General features: G+C 52.0%; 19 protein-coding genes. 7 read left to right on the top strand and 12 right to left on the bottom strand.

The window, feature by feature from the left end:
- Window positions 1-80 precede the first annotated feature (80 nt).
- On the top strand, window positions 81-791 hold the full coding sequence (locus BN3772_RS19705) for a response regulator transcription factor (protein WP_042201616.1): 711 nt from the start codon (window positions 81-83) through the stop codon (window positions 789-791).
- Window positions 772-2,199, top strand: a complete 1,428-nt coding sequence (locus BN3772_RS19700) for a sensor histidine kinase (protein WP_042201615.1) — start codon at window positions 772-774, stop codon at window positions 2,197-2,199. Before BN3772_RS19705 ends, BN3772_RS19700 begins: the two co-directional genes overlap by 20 nt.
- Before the next feature lie 88 nt (window positions 2,200-2,287).
- On the opposite strand, the gene BN3772_RS19695 is transcribed toward BN3772_RS19700, so the two are convergent.
- The 3 genes from BN3772_RS19695 to BN3772_RS19685 all read right to left on the bottom strand — a co-directional run bounded on the left by BN3772_RS19695 (window position 2,288) and on the right by BN3772_RS19685 (window position 5,792).
- On the bottom strand, window positions 2,288-2,635 hold the full coding sequence (locus BN3772_RS19695; RefSeq protein ID WP_042201613.1) for an Asp23/Gls24 family envelope stress response protein: 348 nt from the start codon (window positions 2,633-2,635) through the stop codon (window positions 2,288-2,290).
- Window positions 2,636-2,663: 28 nt separating this feature from the next.
- Window positions 2,664-3,758 (bottom strand): AI-2E family transporter, encoded by a 1,095-nt coding sequence (locus BN3772_RS19690; RefSeq protein WP_042201611.1) that lies wholly within the window; start codon window positions 3,756-3,758, stop codon window positions 2,664-2,666.
- A gap of 141 nt (window positions 3,759-3,899) precedes the next feature.
- Window positions 3,900-5,792 carry an AraC family transcriptional regulator gene (locus tag BN3772_RS19685; RefSeq protein ID WP_167336688.1) on the bottom strand — a complete coding sequence of 631 codons (1,893 nt, stop codon included), beginning with the start codon at window positions 5,790-5,792 and terminating at the stop codon, window positions 3,900-3,902.
- A gap of 225 nt (window positions 5,793-6,017) precedes the next feature.
- Between BN3772_RS19685 and BN3772_RS19680 the strand changes: the two genes are divergently transcribed.
- Together BN3772_RS19680 and BN3772_RS19675 are read left to right on the top strand one after the other, a co-directional pair.
- Window positions 6,018-7,832, top strand: a complete 1,815-nt coding sequence (locus BN3772_RS19680; RefSeq protein WP_042201608.1) for a sensor histidine kinase — start codon at window positions 6,018-6,020, stop codon at window positions 7,830-7,832.
- On the top strand, window positions 7,825-9,432 hold the full coding sequence (locus BN3772_RS19675) for a response regulator transcription factor (protein WP_042201606.1): 1,608 nt from the start codon (window positions 7,825-7,827) through the stop codon (window positions 9,430-9,432). Before BN3772_RS19680 ends, BN3772_RS19675 begins: the two co-directional genes overlap by 8 nt.
- A gap of 56 nt (window positions 9,433-9,488) precedes the next feature.
- Here the strand turns inward: BN3772_RS19675 and BN3772_RS19670 are convergent, their stop codons facing one another.
- The 8 genes from BN3772_RS19670 to rhaM all read right to left on the bottom strand — a co-directional run bounded on the left by BN3772_RS19670 (window position 9,489) and on the right by rhaM (window position 18,879).
- Window positions 9,489-10,295 (bottom strand): CPBP family intramembrane glutamic endopeptidase, encoded by an 807-nt coding sequence (locus tag BN3772_RS19670; protein WP_042201605.1) that lies wholly within the window; start codon window positions 10,293-10,295, stop codon window positions 9,489-9,491.
- Between the two features lie 438 nt (window positions 10,296-10,733).
- Window positions 10,734-12,386 (bottom strand): glycoside hydrolase family 43 protein, encoded by a 1,653-nt coding sequence (locus BN3772_RS19665; protein WP_042201604.1) that lies wholly within the window; start codon window positions 12,384-12,386, stop codon window positions 10,734-10,736.
- A 25-nt stretch (window positions 12,387-12,411) separates the two neighbouring features.
- On the bottom strand, window positions 12,412-14,415 hold the full coding sequence (locus BN3772_RS19660) for a beta-galactosidase (protein WP_042201603.1): 2,004 nt from the start codon (window positions 14,413-14,415) through the stop codon (window positions 12,412-12,414).
- A 36-nt stretch (window positions 14,416-14,451) separates the two neighbouring features.
- Window positions 14,452-15,276 carry a carbohydrate ABC transporter permease gene (locus BN3772_RS19655; protein WP_039872287.1) on the bottom strand — a complete coding sequence of 275 codons (825 nt, stop codon included), beginning with the start codon at window positions 15,274-15,276 and terminating at the stop codon, window positions 14,452-14,454.
- 12 nt (window positions 15,277-15,288) lie between these two features.
- Window positions 15,289-16,179 carry a carbohydrate ABC transporter permease gene (locus tag BN3772_RS19650; RefSeq protein WP_042175550.1) on the bottom strand — a complete coding sequence of 297 codons (891 nt, stop codon included), beginning with the start codon at window positions 16,177-16,179 and terminating at the stop codon, window positions 15,289-15,291.
- A gap of 101 nt (window positions 16,180-16,280) precedes the next feature.
- Window positions 16,281-17,624, bottom strand: a complete 1,344-nt coding sequence (locus BN3772_RS19645) for an ABC transporter substrate-binding protein (RefSeq protein ID WP_052380602.1) — start codon at window positions 17,622-17,624, stop codon at window positions 16,281-16,283.
- 166 nt (window positions 17,625-17,790) lie between these two features.
- Window positions 17,791-18,270, bottom strand: a complete 480-nt coding sequence (locus tag BN3772_RS19640) for a hypothetical protein (protein ID WP_042201601.1) — start codon at window positions 18,268-18,270, stop codon at window positions 17,791-17,793.
- 294 nt (window positions 18,271-18,564) lie between these two features.
- Window positions 18,565-18,879, bottom strand: coding sequence for an L-rhamnose mutarotase (gene rhaM / locus BN3772_RS19635; protein ID WP_042201600.1), 315 nt, complete (start codon window positions 18,877-18,879; stop codon window positions 18,565-18,567).
- A 225-nt stretch (window positions 18,880-19,104) separates the two neighbouring features.
- Here rhaM and BN3772_RS19630 point away from each other — a divergent pair, with 225 nt between their 5' ends.
- Window positions 19,105-19,860 carry a DeoR/GlpR family DNA-binding transcription regulator gene (locus BN3772_RS19630; protein ID WP_042201598.1) on the top strand — a complete coding sequence of 252 codons (756 nt, stop codon included), beginning with the start codon at window positions 19,105-19,107 and terminating at the stop codon, window positions 19,858-19,860.
- Window positions 19,861-19,897: 37 nt separating this feature from the next.
- Here BN3772_RS19630 and BN3772_RS19625 read toward each other — a convergent pair whose 3' ends face one another.
- On the bottom strand, window positions 19,898-20,962 hold the full coding sequence (locus BN3772_RS19625; protein ID WP_052380601.1) for a rhamnogalacturonan acetylesterase: 1,065 nt from the start codon (window positions 20,960-20,962) through the stop codon (window positions 19,898-19,900).
- Window positions 20,963-21,172: 210 nt separating this feature from the next.
- Between BN3772_RS19625 and BN3772_RS19620 the strand changes: the two genes are divergently transcribed.
- Both BN3772_RS19620 and BN3772_RS19615 read left to right on the top strand, forming a co-directional pair.
- A complete protein-coding gene (locus BN3772_RS19620) occupies window positions 21,173-21,571 on the top strand; it encodes a cytidine deaminase (protein ID WP_042201596.1) in 399 nt (132 codons plus the stop codon).
- A gap of 95 nt (window positions 21,572-21,666) precedes the next feature.
- Window positions 21,667-22,503: an AraC family transcriptional regulator gene (locus tag BN3772_RS19615; protein WP_244444794.1), complete on the top strand. Its 837-nt coding sequence runs from the start codon at window positions 21,667-21,669 to the stop codon at window positions 22,501-22,503.
- Window positions 22,504-22,708: the final 205 nt, after the last annotated feature.

Raw genomic sequence — 22,708 nt, 5'->3', positions numbered from 1 at the left:
CCGGCCAAAACTTTATCCAAACCTTAGATTTGGTTTAGAATAGATAAAGATTAGACCGCTATACTGGCCAGGGGTGATGGATTATATATACGATACTGATTGCTGATGACGAGCCTGAAATTGTTGAACTGCTACAGCTTTATCTTGAAAAAGACTACCATATTCTTAGCGCTTCATCCGGATTAGAGGCTCAGCTTCTGATCCGGGAGCAGACTGTTGATCTGGCTATTCTTGATATTATGATGCCGGGGATGGACGGGCTGCAGCTGCTGAAGAGCATCCGCGGCTCACACCGCTTTCCCGTCCTGTTCTTGTCAGCCAAGAGCCAGGATCATGACAAAATTCTTGGACTTGAGCTGGGCGCTGACGACTATATAGCGAAGCCCTTTAATCCGCTGGAGGTTGTCGCGAGAGCGAACGCCCTGCTGCGCAGGGTTCATCATTTTGATGTGCCGGCCCTTCCGCCGGAGCCCGAGTTGGATCAGCTTGTACTGGGTGCACTTACCCTGGATTTGAATGAATGCATGCTGTATGTGTCCGGCGAGCCTGTTGTGCTGACATCGACCGAATACAAAATTCTCAAGCTGATGATGGAGGAGCCGGGCCGGGTTTTTACCCGTAAGCGGATCTATGAAGCCGTATGGGAGGATTTCTATATGTACGAGGATAACAGCATCATGGTGCATATCAGCAACATCCGCGAGAAGATTGAACGGGATTCCAAAAAGCCGGAGTATCTGAAAACGATCCGCGGACTGGGGTACAAAATCAATGCGCCTGTGGAAAAATAGACAGCAGAGGCCGCTGCAGGCATCGCTGGCCATTGATTTTCTGCGGTTTCTGCTTATTGTGCTGTTAACCGTGACGATTATTATCTTCGGCACCTATGCCTTCATGCAGCTGGATGTCGCGCAGAAGCTCCAGGATTACCAGCTGGCTGACCCTGACCTCAAGACGCAGGCCAGTCTGTATCTGGACAATCCGCAGAACGGACCGGAGACAGAGAAGCTGCTGCGCAGTGAGGGCTGGCTGGAGGTGCTGGACAGCAGCAAGACGGTCCGCCAGGTCGTCGGAAGCAAACGGGATGCTCCTCACAGCTACTCGGAAGAACAGATTTATCAACTGCTCGAGAATGATCCGGATCAGGCTTACTACACCTCCCTGGCGGCTTATCCGCAGAACGGCGCTGCAGGCTGGCTGCTGCTGAAGATTCCCCGGGACCGTATCGACATCACGATTAACAGCTATCCGTTCATGTCTTATTTTAACAGGTCGGTTACCTTCTACATTATGCTTGGCGCCATGCTGCTGCTGCTGCTGGTTGTTACGTACAGCTATTCCGTTGCCCGGCGTATCCTGAAGCCGCTGAAGACTATAGTCCAGGGACTTAAGGAAATGATCCAGGGTAATTACAACACCCGTCTTACCGTTCATGCCGAGAAGGAATTTGAGCAGATGGCTGAGACCTTTAATTACATGGCGGATATGATTGAACGTACCACTATCGCCAAGCAGCGGGCCGAGGACAGCAAGCAGCGGATGATTATGGATCTGTCCCATGACCTCAAGACGCCGATTACCAGTATTCAGGGGTATGCTCAGGCCCTATATGAAGGCCGGGTGGAGGATGCGGAAAGGCAGCGGAAATATTTACTCTACATTTACAACAAGTCCTTTCAGGTCACCAGGCTGATCCAGAATATGATGGAGCTGCTTAAGACCGACTCTCCGGATTTTCTGCTGAAAATGGGGCGTCATGAGCTCGGCGATTTCCTGCGGGAGATTATCGCCGGGGCTTACGGGGAGATTGAACAGAAGCAGTTCACGCTGCGGCTTGAGGTGCCCGATCAAGACGTCTATGCCCAGTTCGATCCGGAGCTGCTGTCACGGGTAGTCCAGAATCTGGTCACCAATGCACTGGCTTACAATCCGCCGGGAACAACGCTGCGGATCGGGCTGGCACCAAGGCCGGATGCGGTGGTCATTGAAATCGCCGATAATGGTGTGGGCATCGCTAAAGAGCTGCGGCCGACCATCTTCGATCCTTTTGTACGGGGCGATGAAGCCAGAACCGCCTCCGGCGGGACAGGCCTCGGGCTGGCTATTGCCCGGAAGAATACAGAACGGATGGGCGGAACACTTGAGCTGTCCGGCACCAGGCAGGAAGCTACGGTGTTTACCATTACAATTCCTGATTAAACGGAAGACACAGCAAAGCGGCAGCCAAGGAGAATGCTCATTCCTCTGAACTGCCGCCTTTTTGCGCACTGCTTCATGAACAGTACCTTTACCGCGCTGCAACAACACCAACCACTGTTACATTCACATCGGTCACTTGCAGCCCGGTCAGCTTTTCAACCTGGCTCTTGATACTCTGCTGCAGAAGCTGGGCCAGCTGGTGAAGCGGTGTGCCCAGGGTAATAATCGGGAAGAGCTGGACCGACAGCTCACTGCCGCTGATTTTCACCTTGATCGCCTTATAGAACTCCTCCCGCTTCTTCCGCTTGGTGCTGCCTTCCACAAGCGCCTGTACCGCCTCAGTCTCCTGGACAGCCATTCCGGCTATTTTGGAGATAACCTGCTGTGACACCGTCAGTTTTCCTACACAACTTATTCCCATTTCCGGTTGATTCATTCTGCTTCCTCCTTCAGCTCTCATATGCCTACAGTCCCTCCCACTTCTCCTTGAGAAACAGCTGGTATGTATGCTTGGATATAATCTTGATTACCATGTACACAGGAATGATAATCAGCATACCGATAATCCCGAAGAAATTCCCGACTCCCAGCACAAGCACCGTCGTTGTAATCGGATGAATGTCGAGGCTTTTGCCAAAAACCAGCGGTGATATTATATTATCCTGAATCTGCTGGGCAAGCAAAATAATGATGAGTGACCACAAGCCGACCATTGGCGAAACAGTCAGGCCGATGATCACAATCGGAACAGAGGAAATGATCGCTCCGAAAAAAGGAATAAAGTTCATAATGAAAGCAATCAGGGTCAGCACAAGGGCGTAAGGCAGCCCGATCAGCAGGAATCCAAGATACATCAGCACGCCCAGTGCCAGATTGACGATAACTCTGCTTACAATGTAGTTGCTTAATGCGCCGTCAATTTCTCCTGTAATCGTGCCTGCCCGCTCCCGGAAACGCCGGGGCACCATTTTGACAAAGGCTTTACCGAACTTGTCCCCCTCCTTAAGCATGTAGAACAGCAGAATCGGAAAGGTGAACAGGATGATTGCCAGATTGGACACCGCTGAGAATAAACCGGTGACATAGCTGGTCAGCAGGGTAAAGCCCTGGCTTAAATATTCATTTAACTGGGACAGCAGACTGAAGTCCTCGGGAAACAGCTTGGCGAAAAAGCCTGACTGCTCCAGCTCGGATATTTTATCGTTAACGATGTCGAACAGCTGCGGGGCATTCTGCACCAGTGTCAGCAGCTGCGATTTCAGCGGAGGCCATACCCCGCCAAAAAATCCGATTAACAGCACGCCAAGCACGAGATAGATCAGCAGAATAGCCTGCGTGCGCTTCAGCGTCCAGCGCCTGATCTTCCAGCGCTCCATCAGCGGCAGCAGCGGCCGTAACAGATAATAGAAAAACACCGCCAGCAGCACCGGAATAAGAATAACGCCTGTCAGTGACTTAAACGGCTCAAAGATAAAATCAACCAATGACCCCACATAAACAATAAGCAGAACTAGCAGTATTGCCTTACCTACAGTTAAAAATTTGTTCAGCTGCTTCATCTGCTTCCCCCTGCCCGTTGACAACCCGGCAGCCGGAGCACGCCGATTGCTGGTTTTGTTACAACTGTACCCCAGCAATCTTAATGCTGCCTAAGCTGAACCTAAAGATTAGCTAAATTATAGGAGGCAGACGCAGACTGGCTATTCCGGCTGTGTAAGCGCAGCTTCTACCAGCTCAAGCGACTTGCTTTTGATATTGGGATAATCTCCGAATACCCATTGCGGCATAATATGCAGGTTGCCCTTTTGAATGGCGCTGACCTTCTGCCACACTGCCGTTTGCTGCATATCAGCCAGCAGCTTCTCGGCATCCTCATCCTGGCTGACAGTGGATTTACCGACCGTCATGAAGATATGGTCCGGATTCAGCTCCGGCAGCACCTCAAGAGATAATGCCGCATAGCTCTCCTCCTGCTTTTCCAGCCCGGATACATAAGACAAGCCCAAATCCTTGGTTAATGTAGCCGCCAGATGCACATTGGGGCTTGCTGCCTGCATCTCCTTCTGCAGCCGGATGAACAGGAACGTTTCACCCGGTTCAACATACCCGGCAATCCGCTGCTTTACCTCAGCCGCCTGCTTGTCGTAGTCCGCAAGCCACTTTGCCGCTTCGTCTTCCCTGCCGACCACACTGCCGATCTCCTGCAGCTCCTCACGCCAATCCCCGTCTCCGCGGAAGACGAGCACCGGAGCGACCTTGCTTAGCTGCTCGTACACATCCGGCTCAATGTGGCGGGCAATGATCATATCCGGCTCAGTCTCCACCGCTGCTTCAAGGTTGATTTTATCCCCGAGCGGCACAATCGCTTCATTCTGGTCCTCCTTGTCCATATACGGCAGCTCCACTGATCCGCTGTAGGTTGTCGTTGCGTACGGCTGAATGCCAAGCGCGTATAAAGAATCCAGAATGCGGTAGTCAGCCGCAGCGATTCTATCCGGAATGCCGCTTACCTCGGTAACGCCCATAGCATGCTCAATCTGCATCCGCTGCGGTGATGCGGACGATGACGGCTCTGCGCCGCAGGCACTGAGCAGAATCATCATGCACAGCAGCAGGGCTACCGCCAGCGGCGTTTTGTGTTCTTTTGACATAGCAGAATCTCCTCTCTCCACCCGTATATGATCAGGGCTCATTCGGGTTTTAGTATAACGGAGAGACGGCGGGCTCCACATGGACGATCTGAGCCTTTTAGATGGAACATCCGGCACCTGCTGCAGCTGGACTGCCAGCTTGCGGAATTGTCCGGGGACGGCGCCGGTATGCTTTTTGAACCGTTTGATAAAATAAAACAAATCATGATAGCCGACACTTTCAGCAATATGCTGAACTGTGTGGTCCGTTTCCTGCAGGAGCCTGGCTGCCTTCTCCATGCGGATATGGATGTGGTAGTCGATCGGGCTGCGTCCTGTCTTGGCTTTGAACTTCCGGGACAGATAGCGGACGCTGTAATTCAGCTCTTGTGCGATAGCATCAAGGGTCACCGGCTCCTGCAGATGCTCCTCAATGTAGCGGATCGCCTGATCCACAACGTCTGCCTGTGCCGCTTCAGCCGGCGCCTGGTCCAGCTGGCTCATTACCTCGTGCATGAACATGTAAAAGACCGTTTTCGCTTTAAACCGGGCCAGCTCCCCGCCCTTAAGCCAAGTGTCGTAGATGTCACGGGCATGCTGGTGCAGCAGCGCGGGGAACTCCGGGACGAAACGGAACGGCTCTGCTGTACCTGCCGGTGAATGGCGCGGTGCGGACGCAGATCCGGGCTCGCTTTTATATAAAATCAGATAAAATCCCAGCTGCCCAAGGCTCTCAATCTGCAGCTCCAGCCCTTTACCGCCATGCAGCAGACAGCTCCGTGACAGTGTAAACGAATGGCCGCCGATCCCCGCAATCCCCTGACCGCGGCACAGCAGTACAAAGGCATCCGACGGAAGCGGATAAGCAGGCATTGTCACACCGGGCTTCAGCACAATATGGCGGATATCGAATAAATGGAAGGATGAAGCGGCCCAATACTGGATAAGACTGTGAACATTCATAAAAGCCTCCTGAGCCTGCTTGGCAAAGATATAGGCTTCATTATAGTTGATAATCATTCTCAATACAATGGAAATACGGGTGAGACTCCTCCCTGCTGCGCACCTTGCATGCCTGTCAGTAGAGAAAAAGTGCATAAAGTTGAAGATTGTCGAATGTTAACCGGGGATGATTGTTCTGCCTATCGGTGAACGATATACTTGAATGAAGATAGAGGGGGGCCTGACATGGTTGACACTTTTTTTAACACCAGCCTGAAAACAAAAATCGTCCTTGTCTTTATCGTGATGATTACCCTGATTACGTCGGCTCTCGGGCTGTACTCGTTTCACACCTCCAAAAAACAGATTGTTAACAAGGTCAGCACGACCAATCTGTCGGTCATCCGGCTGATTGACAACAATATTGTAGAGATGCAAAAGAGCATTAAGGACTGGGTGACCGTCTTCAGCCTCTCCCCGGTTGTACAGGAGGCGCTGCAGAATGAACCGGGCGGCAGTGTGGACCTGGAATCGCAGATCTACTCGGGGACGATGTCGGCCATTATGAACCAGATGCTGGTTACCGGCAATTTCGATTACCTCTCCCTTTACGGCCAGGATGAGCTGCCGCTCTATCAGGTTGCCACCGATGACAGCAGCGGACCGGGCAGCTACAGCCGGATTACAGCCAGTGAAGTGTATAAGCAGACGCTTGAATTCAACGGGGCCTCCTACTGGTACCCGCTTAACAGCAGCAATAATGTATTCATCGACGTGAACCGCAATGAGAAAATCGCCATGAGCCGGATTGTCCGCAGCACGCTGAACGGGCGGAATATCGGGCTGATCTTCGTCGGCATTAACACCGAAACGATCCGCAAGCGGTATCTGAAGGATCTGTACGACGAGTCCCATGGAATCGTGATTCTGGATCAGAACGGGGTGCCGTTCCTCACAGCCGGAAAGCCCTTTTACAATGAACAGGAGCCGCTTCAGCTTCCCAAGACCAAAAACGGTACAGAAGACGGCTCACAAATTATGAATCTGAACGGTGAAGAGCTGCTGCTTACCTACACTCAGAGCAACGCCGGCTGGCAGATCCTCTATGCGGTTCCGCTGGACACCCTGACCAAGGAGCTCAACTCCATTAAGCTGTTTGTTTTTATTGCCATTCTGGTGAGCCTGCTGCTGAGTGTACCCCTGATGCTGGTTATGTCCAATTTTCTGACTGCACCGATTAAGCAGCTGCTGTTTTCCATGCGGCGGTTCCAGAACGGGCATTTTGACGAAAAGGTGGAGGTGCGCTACCGGGATGAGATTGGACTGTTAAGCCGCGGCTACAATACAATGGTCGGCAATATCAAGACGCTGGTGGATGAAGTGTACGTCCTGAAGCTCAAGGAACAGGAAGCCGAGCTCAAGGCGCTGCAGTCGCAGATTAACCCGCATTTTCTCTATAACATGCTGGATACGATTTTTTGGGAAGCGGAAAGCGCCGGACAGGACAAGATCAGCGAGATGGTCATCAATCTGTCCCGGCTGTTCCGGCTTAGTCTGAACCGCGGCAAAAGCTTCACCAGCGTAGCCAAAGAAAAAGAGCTGATCCAGCTCTACCTGTCCCTGCAGCAGATGCGTTTCCGCGATAAGCTCCGTTATTCAATTGACATCCCGGAGAAGTTGGACAGCTATGTTATCCTGAAGCTGAGTCTGCAGCCCTTTATCGAGAATGCCCTGGTCCACGGCATTGAGCGCAAGCGTGAGGGCGGAACAGTCAGCATAACCGGAGAAATAGACGGCGGGTATCTGCGTTTTGTCATTGAAGACGATGGCATCGGGATGGATGAGGCGACGATTGCGAGGATTACCGATGTCCATGAGGAAGATGACATTCACACCGGTGCGAACACCGGCGGGTATGCGGTAGCCAATGTGATCCAGCGCTTCCGCCTGTATTATAAGGATCAGTTCAATATCCGGTATTCCAGCAGGCCCGGGTCAGGTACCCGGGTAGAGCTTATCATTCCAGTCACATCTGAACCATTGGAGGAGAACCATGATTAACTTAATGATCGTCGATGATGAAGAGCGGGCCAGAACCGGAATCAGAACGCTGATCGACTGGGCCAGCCATGATGTGGAGATTATTGCCGAGGCGGGGGACGGAGCGGAAGCCCTTGAGCTCATGCACCAGCACCACGTGGATATTCTGCTGGCCGACATACGAATGCCGGAGATGGACGGTCTGGCCCTGATTGAGCAGGTAAAGCGCGACTTCCCGCATGTTAAATCGGTCATTATGAGCGGCTATAACGATTTCCATTATGTCAAAAAAGCGATCGCACTCGGCGCATCCGACTACCTGCTGAAGCCGAGCAGACGCCAGGAGATTACCGACACTATTGTCAATGTAGTGGGGGAGATTCTTGAGGAGAAGCGGCAGACCGCACATCTGAAGCGGCTGACTGAAGGCTTCCGCGAGAGCCTGCCGCTGCTGAAGGAGCGGACCCTCAGCCAGCTGGTGCTGTCCGAGGAGGTAGCCTACGATAAGATCCGGGACAGTCTGGAGCTTAACCGGATTTATTTTCCCAACGACTATTTCGCTGTCCTTGTCATGCAGCTGGACAATCTCCATACACTGCAGAAGAGCTATACGGCGTTTGAGCTGGAGCTGCTGAAGTACGGGCTCAAAAATATCAGCGAGGAAACCGTCCGACAGCCGAATATCGGCCTGAGCTTTGAGCATCAGGATGATATCATCGCCATCCTTAACATGCCTGTTGAGCTGGACAGCAGTGAGCTGTTAGCGCTGGCCGGGGAATTCCAGTCTAATGCCAAAAATTATCTCAAGCTCGGCGTTTCCGTCGGCATCGGCGTCACCGGAACCCAGCTGCCCAGTCTCAACCTGTCCTACAGCTCTGCCATCAATGCACTGGATGACCACTATGCCCTGGGCCCGGGCAAAATTGTGAATGCCCAGGATAGCCGGGCGGCTGAGCACGGGAGCTGGTCTTACCCTATTTTGCAGGAAAAGACTGTGCTGCTGAGTGTAATGAACGGTGACGCGAACAGCATCCGCGAGAGTCTCGCCACGTTCATGTCAGCTCTCCCCTCCTCCAAGGAACAGATTGTCAGCTGCTCGCTTGCGCTTTATTTTGCCCTGTACAAGCTGTATATAGAGAAAAATGCCGGCGGGATGGACGATTTCGGCCTGAGCCTGCAGGACAGCATCCACAATATCTCCAAAGAAGACCCCGAAGGCATCAAAGGTGAGCTGCTTACCGCTGCCGTCAAGGTCAACGAGCTGCTGAATGCCAAAAAGAACAAAAACAAGCTGTTCGAGTCCATCCTTGCCTACATTGACGCAAATTACTACATGGATATCAGCCGTGAGACGGTCGCCAATGAGGTGTTTATCACCCCAGGCTATCTGAGCCTGCTGTTCAAGCAGCAGATTAAGACCAATTTCCTCGACTATCTGCACAAAATCCGCATCGATCAGGCCTGCCTCCTGCTCAAGGACCGCAGCCGCAAAATCGGCGACATCGCGATGAAGGTCGGCTACAACGATGAGAAATACTTTTTCCAGGTGTTCAAGAAATACACAGGGTTCACGCCTAACCAGTACCGCAATAATCTGGATGAGACGGGATTAAACTTATAATCCTGTTAATCTGGAGCTCCGCGGCTATTCCCTTAAGCTATGTATTCAAGTGCGGTCTATGTAGCTTTTATATAACGGGCAGCAGTCCTGTTCAGCACTAGCACACCGGTTATTAGTGCTATGTTGATGATAAGGACAACAACGCTGCCCTCTATGGCATAGCCGCCGCCTGAGAGCAGGGCTGAGCCTTGAAAGCTGCTGTTATAGAGATTCGGATAATCTCCTGCTAATGAGACTCCGCCTAAAATCACCGCCCCCGCCGTGTTCCAGACGAAATGAGCCAGAACCGGTGCTATTAAGGTGCCTGTGTATTCCAGCAGTAATGTCATAAATATACTCATCGTTACTACATTCAGAACCGGGATGATCCCTGCTTCAAAGGCTCCGCCATGCATCAAAACAAACAATAGTGTGGTTACTGCGGCCGCCGCCAGCCTGTTGCTCCTGTGTTTCCACAGTTGATACAGATAACCTCTCACCAGCAGCTCTTGCATAGCCACATTTAACAGTGACGCCAATATCCAGATCCATATGTAAGCTACCTCATTCCGGCTATGTATCGCCATCGTATCTGTCAGCAAGAGGACGGCCACTGCACTCCCCAGCCATAAAGTACCTGCCGCTATCCCTAGTAACGTATTCTTAAAGAATTGTGGCGCTAATGGAACACTTATCCTCCCCCGCTCGATGAATCTTACAAAAAGAACAGTAAACAATGCAGCTGCCGCCAAAGGCGCGAACTCCCACCACAGCCGACGGATTGCAGGATTGCTAAAAGGTCCATCAGGTGTAAAAGAAATTACCGCCGCCCAGCCGGCGAAAAACAGGACTGTTCTTACAATGGTGCTCACAGGCTTGTTCATACGTGGTTCCTCTTTCTCTATAGGCTATAGTAAGTTACCCGGCTCATCCCGGGGCATCCTAACATTAGACGCCTGTGAGGGCGGATTGCACTGCAGTCTGCCGGGGAGTGTTGGCCGGGTGTTAGGATTTGATCCAGGCCGCTGGATTAGAATAGATGTATTCTGTGCAGCTAAAAGCAGCTGAAATGAGCCGCTGCGACGTATAACTGCATTCTGTGCAACTAAAGCTGCATGAAACAGCCAAAATCGGCTGTACAGAGCTTTTTAGTTGCACCAAATACAGTTATAACGCTGTTTGGAGCAAAAATAGGCGTTCTAATTGTACAAAGTGCAGTTAAGTGTGAATGGGGCGGCGAACATAGCATGCTTGCCGCCTGGCCTGCTGCACAAAGAAGACCAGCCGGATGATCGGGCTGGTCCTTATTCTGCCTTAGTGTGCTACTTATGTTCCCGATACTCAAAGTAATCGAAGTCCGCTGTGATTTGCCTGCGGTACGAATCCTGGCAGTTGATCCCGGCGAAGGCGCCGGTGAAATGGCCGGAGGTGGAGTATTCATCCGAGCATTTGGTGCCGTCCAGCTCCGGGCCGACCTGCTGCCACTGCTCCCCGTCCGGTGAGGCGGAGAAGGTCAGCATCCCCTCAAGGAGCTCGGCGCGGAGATAGACTCTTTCCCAATTCGCGACCGGCAGCCGCGACTCCGTAAGCTCCACTTTGGTACCATTGTCGGCGTACAGAATACCCAGACACTTCCCTCCCAGGCTCTCACTATAGTAAATCCGCAGATAGTAGAACATATTCTGGTCATAGAAGAGCGTAAGCCCGGCTGACTGATGATAGTTCTCCGGTTCAAACTCCACACAGGTCTCTACCGTTGCATTAACAGACTGCAGCCGGCGTGCCACCAGACTCTGCTCATGCAGCGAGAATAGCGATTGCCGCCCGCGCAGCCGTAAGAATCCCGGCCGGGCCGACAGGGCGGCCCAATCCTCATCAACCGGAACCCGCAGGGAGTTCAGGTGAAGGTTCCACTTCCCGCTGTCGAATTCCTCTCTGGCCGGTTCCGGTGCGAACGGATGAGAGGTGAGCTCAGGAGCCGGAACCTCGCTCAGGGCTGCTTGCCCGCCGCCAATCATGCGCAGCCAGCCGTCTGCCGTCCATTCACATGCCTGCAGAGCCGTTTCTCTGCCCAGCATACTGCGGATTTGCGGCAGCACAGGCCGGGCACATAAATGGGCGATGTACCACTCCCCGTTCTGCGTTTCCACCAGTGAGCCGTGCCCGCTTTTTTGCAGCAGAGAATCCGGGTTATATTGGTATGGCTTCAGGTAATCATCCACATTCCGCCGGTCCAGATTGACCAGCCTGGCGGATGTAATAATCGGATTACACGGGTCGGATTCGTATGGGCCGAACAGCTCGCGTGATCTGGCTATCGTAACACCATGTCCGAAGCCGGTTCCGCCTTCAGCGGTCATCATGTAGTAATAGCCGTTACGCTTATAGATATGCGGAGCCTCCATGCAGCCCATATCCGTTGCTCCGCGGAAGATGCTCCGCGCTGTGCCGGTCAGCTCCTGCCGCACCGGATCATACTCCTGAATGACAATGGAGCCTGGATGCTCATACCCTTTGCGCGTCTCCCACTCCAGGTTGACCAGCCACTTGCGCCCGTCCTCGTCATGGAACAGTGAAGGATCGAAGCCGGAGCTGTTGAGATAGATGCGCTCCGACCAGGGGCCAAGAATATTCTTGGATGTAACTACATAGTTGTCCAGATCAAACGCATTGCCGTTCGTACTTCTCATAATCGTATAGATCAGGTAAAAGGTCTGCTCCCGCTCATCATAGGTCAGACACGGTGCCCAGACACCGCCGGAGGCCTCAGTTCCCTTCATGTCCAGCTGATCCGGCCGGTCCAGCGCATAGCAGAGCGTCTGCCAGTTGACCATGTCCCTGGAATGATGAATCTGCACACCGGGGAACCATTCGAAGGTGGATGTCGCCATATAATAATCGTCACCGACGCGGAGAATCGACGGATCGGGATTGAAGCCCTTCAGTACCGGATTTTGAATCTTTATGGTTGTCATTATGCTCTCTCCTCCTCTCTATCCGCTATTCCTGCTCCAAAATAATCTGCACACCCCAAGGAGCAAGCTGAAGCTCACCGTCTGCAGACACCGCGCTGCCGGAGAGCAGTTCGGTTCCTCCCTTGACAGGACTCACTCCTGAAACCTGCTTGCCGGAGTAGTTATAATAGAATCTCACTGGAGCTCCTTCACGGGTCGTTCCGGATTTGACAATTAGCGGGAAGGCATACGCCTGCTGATCTGCCCACAATCCGGCTGTCTGCAATGTATCGCGTACGATTACTGCCAGATCGGCGCCGTCCATCATACAGCCGACATAAGTTGCCGTCCCTTCACCGAAGCGGTTACGCGTAGCAGCCGCATAATTGCCCCATTCCGGATGTTCATAAGAAGCCAGCACTTCAGCGGTTCCCGGAACCAGCAGCTCCATCCAGCTGTTGACTGTACCGGCGCCGCCTTCCGGGAACAAGCCCCCAGTAAGGCCGGTCTCTGTATCCGGCGTTACGAACATGCTGTACCCGATCCCGCAGGCTTCGCTGAGGATACCCGGCTGCTGCACAGTCCGTACCTTGACCTGCTCGTCGGCAAAGCCGCTTTTGAAGGAATACAGGACATGTCCGCCGCCCTTCACATACTCATTAAGCGCCAGCAGCGCCTCATCCGAAACGGCGTACAGGGCCGGCACAACCACCAGATCATATTCATGTAGATACGGGCTGGAAGGCTGGATGAAGTCACATTCCGCATTCACACGATAGAACGAATCATACAGCCAGCGCACCACATCATTGTAGTTCTTGCCGTCCGGCAGCTTGAACCATTCCATTGCCGACAGCGCCTCATTGCTGATCATGAAGGCGATTTTGTTCTTCTTCACCAGTCCGGTCAGCTGCGGGCTGAGCCGCGCGAAATCTTCTCCTATCGTACAGGCTTCCTTATACACCGGATTAGGCAGGAAATCATGGCTTAATAGCCCTTTCCAATACGTTTCAAAGGAATTGTGGATCGAGTGCCAGTGCCAGTACGCCACCATGTTCGCACCAGAGCCGATATGACTGAAAGCCAGCAGCCGGAGCTGTCCAGGGTAAGGCGTCCACTGGGGAAAAGCCTGTGCCTGTGTCTCCAGCACCAAGTAATTGCTCCGCTTCACAGAACGTGAAATGTCTCCGCCAAAAGCAATCTCCGCCCCGGTCAGCTCGGACTGCGACGGATGATAAATATCCACTCCGGCAATATCGAACGGCTCAGCCGCTGCAAAATGATCCACCGAAGGCTGAACGCCGAAGGAATGCCCTCTCCACTCATAGTCAAAATTCTGGGTTACGAATTGACCCGGCTGCTTGTATTCATTGACAACCGCTACCTGCCAGGCCAGAAACTCATTCACAAGCCCGCGCTGGAAACGGGCAAATTCTGCACCCAGGCTGCCATTGATCGTACCCACAATAGAAGGGAAGTCTTCCCAGCTGTCGATCCGGTTACTCCAGTAATCGAGCCCGAACTGATGGTTAATCTTTTCCAGTGTTCCGTAGGTATTTCGCATATATTTCACGAACTTCAGCTGGACATTATCCCCTGCTGTCTCGTAATGCTTGGTTTCATTATCGGTCTGGTAACCGATGACTGCCGGATGTCTATGGACCCGCTCCAGCAGCTTGCGGATGATCCGCTCGGCATAGAACAGGTAGACCGGATGGGTGATGTCCATAATCTGCCGTGCTCCGTATTTCCCGCGTCCCGCCGAAGTGACCGCCAGCACATCCGGGTGCTCCTTGACCATCCAGGCAGGAATGGCATAGGTCGGCGTTCCGACAATGACATGTATACCGGCCTCATGCATGGCGTCAAGTACGCGGTCCACGGATGTGAAGTCGAACACCCCGTTGTGCGGCTCATGCGTGCTCCAGGTAGATTCGGCAATCCGGACGGTATTGATGCCCGCTTCCTTCATCATGCGGATATCTTCAGCAAGCCTCTCATGAGGCATGTATTCATCGTAATAGGCAACACCGTATAGCAGCTTATCCATTGCTTCATTCTCCTTTTGACCTAAAGTAACGTCTCCTTAGCCTTTCACCGCGCCTGCAGTAACCCCTTTGGTAATCTGCTCGTTAAAGATGGCGTAAATAATGATCGCCGGTACCGAAGTCAGCACCATAACCGCAAACTGTGAACCGTAATCCGAGGAATACTGGCCTGTGAAGTTCATGACCGAGAACGGCAGCGTTTTGAGCGAATCCTTGCTCAGGAAGGTGGAAGCCATAATAAATTCATTCCAGCAGTTCAGGAAGGTCGTTACCACAATGGTCACCAGTGCCGGAGCCGTCAGCGGCGCAATAATGCCGAACACGATCCGGTAAATGTTGGCGCCGTCGATTACTGCCGATTCTTCCATCGCCTTAGGAATGGAGCGCAGAAAGCCTGTCAGCATAAAAGTCCCGAGCGGTACAGATACTGCAGTATAAGGAAGAATCAGTCCAAGATAGGAATCCGTTAAGCCCAGCGATTTAAAAATAGCAAAGTTAGGCAGCAGCGTCGCATGGATCGGAATCATAATCCCGAGCAGGATCACCGTAAAGAACAGGGAGCGCAGCTTCCACTGCATCCGTGTGAACGCATAGCCCAGCGTAAGAGATAATACAACCGTCAACACAATCGTGACCGCCGTTACGAAAAAGCTGTTGAAGAAATACCGGGCAAACTTGCCGTCCACCCACGCGTTAATATAGTTCTGCCACTGCGGAGCATCCGGCCATTTCAGTATGCTGGAGGAATAGAACTCGCTGCTGCTTGTAAACGAGAAGTTCACCAGCCAGATGAACGGGAACAGCTGAACTGCGGCGATGATCAGGAAGAACAGCCAGAGCATGATTTTTGTATTTTTCTTCATGGTGCTTCCCCCTTAGTATTCGGTAGCATCGCTGCGGGTCAGCTTGTTGCTCAGGTAAGTGAACAGCAGACACACGGCAATGAACAGGATGGATATGGCATTGGCATAGCCGTACTGGCTGGCCGAAAAAGCTTTGTTATACAGATAGACAGCGAGGAACTGGGTAGAGTCGCCGGGACCGCCGTTGGTTGTCAGGAACACCATCTCCATCTGCTTCAGTGCAGTAATCATTGCCAGTGTTATCTGAACTGTAATGACCGGCATAAGCAGCGGAACGGTGATGCGCAGATGCAGTTTGAAGCCGGAGGCGCCATCAAGCGATGCCGCTTCATACAGGTCTTCCGGGATGCCCTTGACTCCCGCATAGTAGAACAGAAGGCCCCAGCCGAAGCCGGCCCAGATCAGGATGACCAGCATGGAGACCAGCGCAGTGCTGCTGTCGCCCAGCCAGGCATGTTTTAGTGCACCAAGTCCTACAGAATCGAGCAGTTTATTCAATACGCCGAAGGTCGGATCAAGCAGCGAGAGCCACATTTTTGAAATAACCACGACGGAGATGACACTGGGAATGAAGAAAATGGTCCGGAACCACTTCTCGGCTTTGCCGCCGATCCGGTCCAGCATGATGGCGAAGAAAATGGCGATCGGGTGCTGGATGATAATAAAGCCCAAGCCCAGCAGAACCGCATTACGTAAGGAAAGCCAGAACCGGCTGTCATGGAACAGCAGCTCGGTATAATTGCCAAGTCCGACAAACGTCGAATTCGTGCCGGGTGCGAGTGTATCACGGAATGAGTAGTAACCGCTCAGAACAATCGGAGCCAGAAAGGTTAATGCGAATAGTAAAATGCCGGGAAAAACAAACAGAAAGATGGCAAGCTTGTTGTTAAGCACTTTATGCATGGGCGTTTCCTCCATCCTCCGGACGGACAAAGGGCAGGGAGTTCACTTAAGTTCCCCGCCCTTGTTCGTACCGTTATCTTTATAATTGTAAAAGGGTTGTCTTACTGGGAAGCCGCCGCAGACTGCAGATCGCTCAGCAGCTGCTCCGCCGTTGAGCCGCCGGCGAAGAATTTGCCGAAAGCATTCTGGGAATCATCCTTGAATTTCGGTGTTCCGTAATCAAGACCCAGCGAACCAGCTGTAGTAGTCGCACCGGTCAGCACTTCTGTCAGTTCCTTCTGAAGGCTGCTTTCATTACCGTTCAGCTGATACGTCTGTGCAGGAACCGCAGCACCGATATCCCATACCGTTTTGGCCCATTGACCTGCGTTCATCAGATAATCGAAGAATTTCTTGGCTTCCTCCGGATGCTTCGAGCTGTTCACCAGGGAGTAGCCGCCGCCGTTCCACGCCAGCAGATCCGTATTTTTGCCTTTACCGCCTTCCACTACCGGGAACTTAAGCACCGCTACATTATCACGGAAGGTCTGCGGAAGATTTTCGTTAGTCGCCATCCCTGCTTCCCATGAGCCCATGTACCACATAGCTGCCCGCTCCTGAGTGAACAGGTTCTGGGATGCGCCGTAGTCAGAGGTCATGTACGATGCCTGGAACAGTCCGCTGTCTCTGGCCTCGCCCAGCAGCTCAGCCGCTTTCTTAAAGGTTTCGTCTGTGGTGAAATCCTTTTTCTTGGCTACGGCATCCAGCATCAGGTTCTGGTCTCCGCCAACCCGGATCACGAGATCCTGGAAGAATGCGCCGAAGCTCCACAGGTCCTTACCGTTGATCGACATCGGCTCGATGCCCTTTTCCCGGAACTGCTTGCCTGCTTCGATCAGCTCAGCGTAGGTAGTAGGTACTTTAATGTTATTCTCTTCGAACAGCCGCTTGTTATAGTAGATCACTTCATAGTCACTGTTGCGCGGGAGGCCGTACAGCTTATCGTTGAACGTGAAGGAGGTGTATACACCCGGCAGGAAGCTGAATGCTTCGCCTTCATATTCCGCAGGATCGAGCTCTTTTACATAACCGGCTTGTACCAGTGTGTTGAGCTCGGCGCCGCCGTGCACCATCGTGACGTCAATCGGCTCATTGGAGGCCATGTAGGCCTTCAGCTTGTTTTTGAACGGCTCCTCGGCCAGTGTTTCCAGCTCGATTTTGACATTCGGATTCTCTTTCGTGTAATTGTCAATGACCATCTGCTCTGCCAGGCCTTGTCCCGATTTACGGTCCGGAAGGTTAGAGAAGACGCGCAGTGTTACCTGTTCCCCGCCTGCTGCCGGCGTATTATTTCCTTCGGATGCTGTATTGCTGCTGTTATTACTGCCGCATGCGCTTAGTACAGCCGTTGCTGCAAGTGCCCCGGCCAAAAGTGCGCTTCTGCCTGAGAGTAAACCTTTGTTCATGATAAATCCCCCTCAAAGATGAGTATGTTTAGTTTGTTTCGCTTAGTGGTGGTTCGTTCTTTCTGACCTCATATTATCAGAGCAGCCCACGGCCGGCAGTAGAGAAAAAGTGAGGAAGGTTGAAATTTATCGAGACCCTTCAAATTTGCAGCAAAGTTATACTGTACTAAATTTCAAATCGTATTGGCGTGTTTTCTGTTATAGCTTCCCCTTTTTTCGGGCTCATTAGAACGGCATGACGTTCATGCGGGCTGCATTTTGGCGGACTTAAAAGACTCCTTCCACTAGGCTGGGAGTAACGAGCGCCTGCGCCGGAATCAAGGGCATTTCTGCCCTTCATTTCGCCATTTCCGCACCATGTGCCGGAATCAAGGGCATTTCTGCCCTTCATTTCGCCATTTCCGCACCATACGCCGGAATCAAGGGCATTTTTGCCCTTCATTTCGCCATTTCCGCACCATGTGCCGGAATCAAGGGCATTTTTGCCCTTCATTTCGCCATTTCCGCACCATACGCCGGAATCAAGGGCATTTTTGCCCTTCATTTCGCCATTTCCGCACCATGCGCCGGAATCAAGGGCATTTCTGCCCTTCATTTCGCCATTTCCGCACCATGTGCCGGAATCAAGGGCATTTCTGCCTTTCATTTCGCCATTTCCGCACCATGTGCCGGAATCAATGGCAATCCCTCTTCGCCCGCCGCACACTTGACTCAGCATTGATTTTAACAAGGCGTCAATTTACAAGAAAAAACCCGGCAGCCTAATGGCTACCGGGTAAATACAGTAAACTTATTCTCGTGCCAGCCACCCGCGGGTACGGCGGCATGAACTTTACGCCCTGGAAGGAAGGCCTCGAAGCGAGGTGGATGACTTTGCGCTGCTCTAGTTATCTGTATGCCCGAGGCCTGTCCCCGCGTCATAGGCATCCAGTTCAGAAGGCTATTTCAGGTAAAATACTTCCTTCAGGCTCTTCGATACCGGGCTATTGTCCGGATTAGTCTCCATCAGCGGCTCCATGTAGACCCACCATTTCCGGCAGATCTCAGTCTCTGACATCTGATCCCACTTGGCCTCATCCTCAATCTCCACGTAAGCAAACAGATTGCCTGTCTCCTCGTCGAGGAAAATGGAATAGTTGCGGGAGCCGTGGTTTCTCAGCTCTTCAGCCATCTCCGGCCACAGCTCATCATGGCGGCGCTTATACTCTTCATAATGCTCCGGGTAAACGCGCATAACACTAGCTTTTCTAATCACTGTTCAGCACTCCAGACATAGTAGGTTTGGAAATAAACTATAATGAACATTATAATTCATAAATGAACTTTTTTGAAGATTAATAAACGAAAACAAACATCTATCAGCTATCCACTTGATTTAAGTGCAGCACACTACTCTTTATTAATAGAGCGGGCTTATATAGAATAGTGAATATAGAATTATAGAATAGAGTAACCACACACGGAAGGTTGAGGCAGACGTATGAATCTTGTTCGGCGCCATGAAATGATTATGGAAGTGCTCTTGAACCGGAAAAATGTAACGGTCAATGAGCTTAGCGATAAACTGCAGGTAACGGGAAAAACAATCCGCGAGGATCTAAGCAGGCTGGAGGAGCAGGGTCTGGTTCAGCGCGTTCACGGGGGAGCAGTGCTGGCGCAAACGGATCAGTTCGGCATCCTGGCCTCCAGGCAGCCGCTGGATAAGCACGCCGCAGAGAAAAGGGAAATTGCCCTGCTGGCGCTGGCCCACATCGCCCAGGACGATATTATCGCCCTGGACGGAGGCAGCACAACACTGGAGATTGCCCGGCGGCTGGACAATATGCCGCTTACGGTCATCACTAATGATGTCTATATTATCAGCGAGCTGGTTCACAAGGATCAGATCCGCCTCGTAGTGCCCGGGGGCTACCGGGTCCGCAATGTACTGGCCGGGCCGGAGGCTGTAGCTTATGTGCAGCAGCTGAATATTCAAAAAGCCTTTCTCTCCGCTACTGCCATACATCTGACACACGGCCTTACGGTCTATACCGGCGATTCACTGGATTACAAGCAAGCCCTGGTGCAGACCGCCCGTAAGGTATTCGCCGCCGCCGATCATCACAAATTCGGCCAGATCGCCCTGCGTACCGTTGCCTCGCTGAACCAGGTGGATGTACTCCTGACAGACAAGGGACTTTCACAGGAGCTTGCTGAGCAGTACCGGCAGGCCGGTGTGACCATTGAATGCGGATAACGCACCGCATATCCCCAACTTCAAAGGGTATCTATGTTCACAGAACATGACGGCTCAGCCTCAGCTCCCCGCTCTGAAGAATCGCTTCTGCCACCAGCCTGGCAATCTGGATAGCACCCGTCTCCGAGAAGTGAGTATTATCCTGAGCCCCCTCCGGAAGATTAGGATATTGGCCCGGTTCTGCCCACAGGAATATGTCCTTGGTCCGTTCTTCTCCAAGCTCCTCAAAGTACGTTTTACTTAGCGCTGCCAGATCTGCAAACGGCACGGCTTCACGTACAGCAAGCTGCCGCATCGCTTCAATATAATCGCCATGGGTATTGCGGATAGAGCCGTCCGGTTCGAAGAACCGGCGGTGCATGGGCGCTACAAGCACAGGATATGCCCCGGCGGTGCGGGCGAGCTCAACATGTTCCTTCAAGTATCGCTGGTAGGTGGTGAACGGTCCTTCGCCCTCCTCCTTTTCCTTCTCATCGTTATGGGCAAATTGAAGGAGCAGGAAGTCGCCTTTACCTATTTTTTTAGCAATCCGCAGCAGCCGGCTCTCTTGGATAAAGGTCTTGGCGCTTTTCCCGGAACGCGCATGATTGGCTACCGCTATCCCTTCATTCAGATACAGCCCGATCATCTGGCCCCAGCCTGAATAAGGGAATTGGCCGGACGGCTGATCCGTCACTGTAGAATCACCGGCAAGATACAGGGTAGGAATATCAGCTGCCCGCTCTGCCCTCACATGCTGTACAGCAGGCGCGGCTCCGCCAAAGGCCAGCTTTAACTGACCGTCATCAACATGGACAGCGAATGTTCTGGTCATAAGCTCGCCAGCCTCTGTCTTCAGATCAAGCAGCTTTATCCGGCCAAGCCCTTCTCTTACTGTCGTAACGGCAGGCCTGTCCGCCGAGCCGATCTGCAGCGTCACCCTATAATTGCCGTTAGGCACATCCATCAGGAGCGTCGGCACGCCTTCTGCAAAATAATCACCGGGCCACGAATCCCTCAAATCTTCATTGTTCGAGCCTCCCGCTGCTGCTGCATAACCGTAGCCTTGTTCCCTGTCATAGCAGCAGTCAGCTGCCGGTGTGAACGAATAACCGAATTTCATAAGTAAAGCCCCCATCTTTTTCGTCCAGCTTAATCCATCCGGTGTAATTCCGGCAATCAGACTTTCTTGCAGCTTTTGCACTTTTCCTTTTTCAATTCCGCATTGACAATAATATCTTCAGTCTATAATATTAGAAGTCCTGCCGGCTGTCTGCCGGCGATAAGGGAACCTGATTATACAGGTTCATTCTTATTGAAAAGGATGGTTTGTATGAATAAAGAGCAACTGATGGAAAGCGCTCGCAGCGTTAAAAAATCCGCTTATATGCCTTACTCCAAATTTCCGGTCGGTGCCGCATTATTGCTGAAAGACGGTACTGTCATCAACGGAGTTAATGTAGAAAATGTATCGTTTGGGGCAACAAATTGCGCAGAACGGACCGCTATTTTCACGGCTGTTACTAACGGCTATACCAAAGGTGATTTCCAGGCAATTGCCATTGCAGGGGATACGGAGAATTACTTGCCTCCTTGCAGCATCTGCAGACAGGTAATGGCAGAATTCTGTTCGCCTGATATGCCTGTATATTTGACTAATAACAAACGGGATATCCTTGAATTGAAGCTGAAGGAATTACTGCCTTACGCTTTTACTGAGCTGGATATGTAATAGACCAAGCTGTAAAAGAAGCTGCGCAACGATGCGCAGCTTCTTTTTGAACAGGTGGTCCCGCAAAGAATTAAATGCGGCTGATCAAGGCGGAAGTGAACCGAAAACTCAACAGGATACGGGTGCTGACTATGGATGCTATGTATTACAGCTTCACCGAGGGCTCAATGAGTAAAGGAAACGGTTATAAGCCTGCAAACTTACATAAATGGGGGCCTGGTGTCCGTGATGTGTATGCCCTTCACTACATTGTCAGCGGCCAGGGCTTTTTAAAAACCGGTCAGACTACTTTTCCGGTGCAGACGGGTGAAAGCTTTATTATTTTTCCGCACATGGAGGTGTATTATTATCCTGATCCCCTGGACCCGTGGGCGTATTACTGGATTGAGTTTAGCGGGCCGGAGGCCTCCCGCCTGCTGCCGATGATCAGCATTACTCCTGACCATCCGGTCCTGGAGGCCTCTCCGCAGGACTTTCAGCCAATGTTTCAAATGGTAAAAACTGCCGGAACAGCACCGTTTGAACGGGAACGTGCGGATGCAGGATTACAGCTGCTTTTATCCTATTACATGGAATACTATCCCAGCTCCCGGGCTGTCCTGAAACAAGACTATGCCTTGTCAGCCAGAGATTATATTGAAAGCAACTACTGGAGATCCTCCTTATCCGTTCTTGATGTCGTGGATTATGTTAAGATTGAACGCAGCTATTTGTTCCGGCTGTTCAAGCAAGTGAACGGCATCTCTATATCCGGCTATCTGACAGCCATCAGAATTCAGCGTGCCTGTGATTTACTTGTACATTCTGAATTATCCGTCAAGTCGCTGGCTTATTCCGTCGGCTACCAGGACCCGTTATATTTCTCAAAGGTATTCAAAAAAGCAACTTCGCATACGCCGTCTAAGTACAGGCAGGCCCATCGCAGCCCTTAGCGAAACAGCACACAGTTCCCGGATTTCCGGAAATATTGTATCAGCTGCTCAATGGGCTCCCGTCCGCATTTCAGCTGTTCGCCCAGACAGTCTATACACAGGAAGTCTTTAGCATTCCGTGTAACAAGCTTCAGGTATATTGCCACATCATCGGTCATTAAGGGAACCCCGCAGGTCCGGCATGTCCTGTGTACACTCATGCTGC

It is taken from the genome of Paenibacillus camerounensis (assembly GCF_000723885.1).
Classification (GTDB): Bacteria; Bacillota; Bacilli; order Paenibacillales; family Paenibacillaceae; genus Paenibacillus_AQ; species Paenibacillus_AQ camerounensis.
This window is presented reverse-complemented; position numbering and strand designations above follow the sequence as displayed.

Coding starts and splice junctions, on each gene's coding strand:
- BN3772_RS19700 (WP_042201615.1), top strand. CDS start 772: ATGCGCCTGTGGAAAAATAGACAGCAGAGGCCGCTGCAGGCATCGCTG.
- BN3772_RS19695 (WP_042201613.1), bottom strand. CDS start 2,635: ATGAATCAACCGGAAATGGGAATAAGTTGTGTAGGAAAACTGACGGTG.
- BN3772_RS19690 (WP_042201611.1), bottom strand. CDS start 3,758: ATGAAGCAGCTGAACAAATTTTTAACTGTAGGTAAGGCAATACTGCTA.
- BN3772_RS19685 (WP_167336688.1), bottom strand. CDS start 5,792: ATGAATGTTCACAGTCTTATCCAGTATTGGGCCGCTTCATCCTTCCAT.
- BN3772_RS19680 (WP_042201608.1), top strand. CDS start 6,018: ATGGTTGACACTTTTTTTAACACCAGCCTGAAAACAAAAATCGTCCTT.
- BN3772_RS19675 (WP_042201606.1), top strand. CDS start 7,825: ATGATTAACTTAATGATCGTCGATGATGAAGAGCGGGCCAGAACCGGA.
- BN3772_RS19670 (WP_042201605.1), bottom strand. CDS start 10,295: ATGAACAAGCCTGTGAGCACCATTGTAAGAACAGTCCTGTTTTTCGCC.
- BN3772_RS19665 (WP_042201604.1), bottom strand. CDS start 12,386: ATGACAACCATAAAGATTCAAAATCCGGTACTGAAGGGCTTCAATCCC.
- BN3772_RS19660 (WP_042201603.1), bottom strand. CDS start 14,415: ATGGATAAGCTGCTATACGGTGTTGCCTATTACGATGAATACATGCCT.
- BN3772_RS19655 (WP_039872287.1), bottom strand. CDS start 15,276: ATGAAGAAAAATACAAAAATCATGCTCTGGCTGTTCTTCCTGATCATC.
- BN3772_RS19650 (WP_042175550.1), bottom strand. CDS start 16,179: ATGCATAAAGTGCTTAACAACAAGCTTGCCATCTTTCTGTTTGTTTTT.
- BN3772_RS19645 (WP_052380602.1), bottom strand. CDS start 17,624: ATGAACAAAGGTTTACTCTCAGGCAGAAGCGCACTTTTGGCCGGGGCA.
- BN3772_RS19640 (WP_042201601.1), bottom strand. CDS start 18,270: ATGAAAGGCAGAAATGCCCTTGATTCCGGCACATGGTGCGGAAATGGC.
- BN3772_RS19630 (WP_042201598.1), top strand. CDS start 19,105: ATGAATCTTGTTCGGCGCCATGAAATGATTATGGAAGTGCTCTTGAAC.
- BN3772_RS19625 (WP_052380601.1), bottom strand. CDS start 20,962: ATGAAATTCGGTTATTCGTTCACACCGGCAGCTGACTGCTGCTATGAC.
- BN3772_RS19620 (WP_042201596.1), top strand. CDS start 21,173: ATGAATAAAGAGCAACTGATGGAAAGCGCTCGCAGCGTTAAAAAATCC.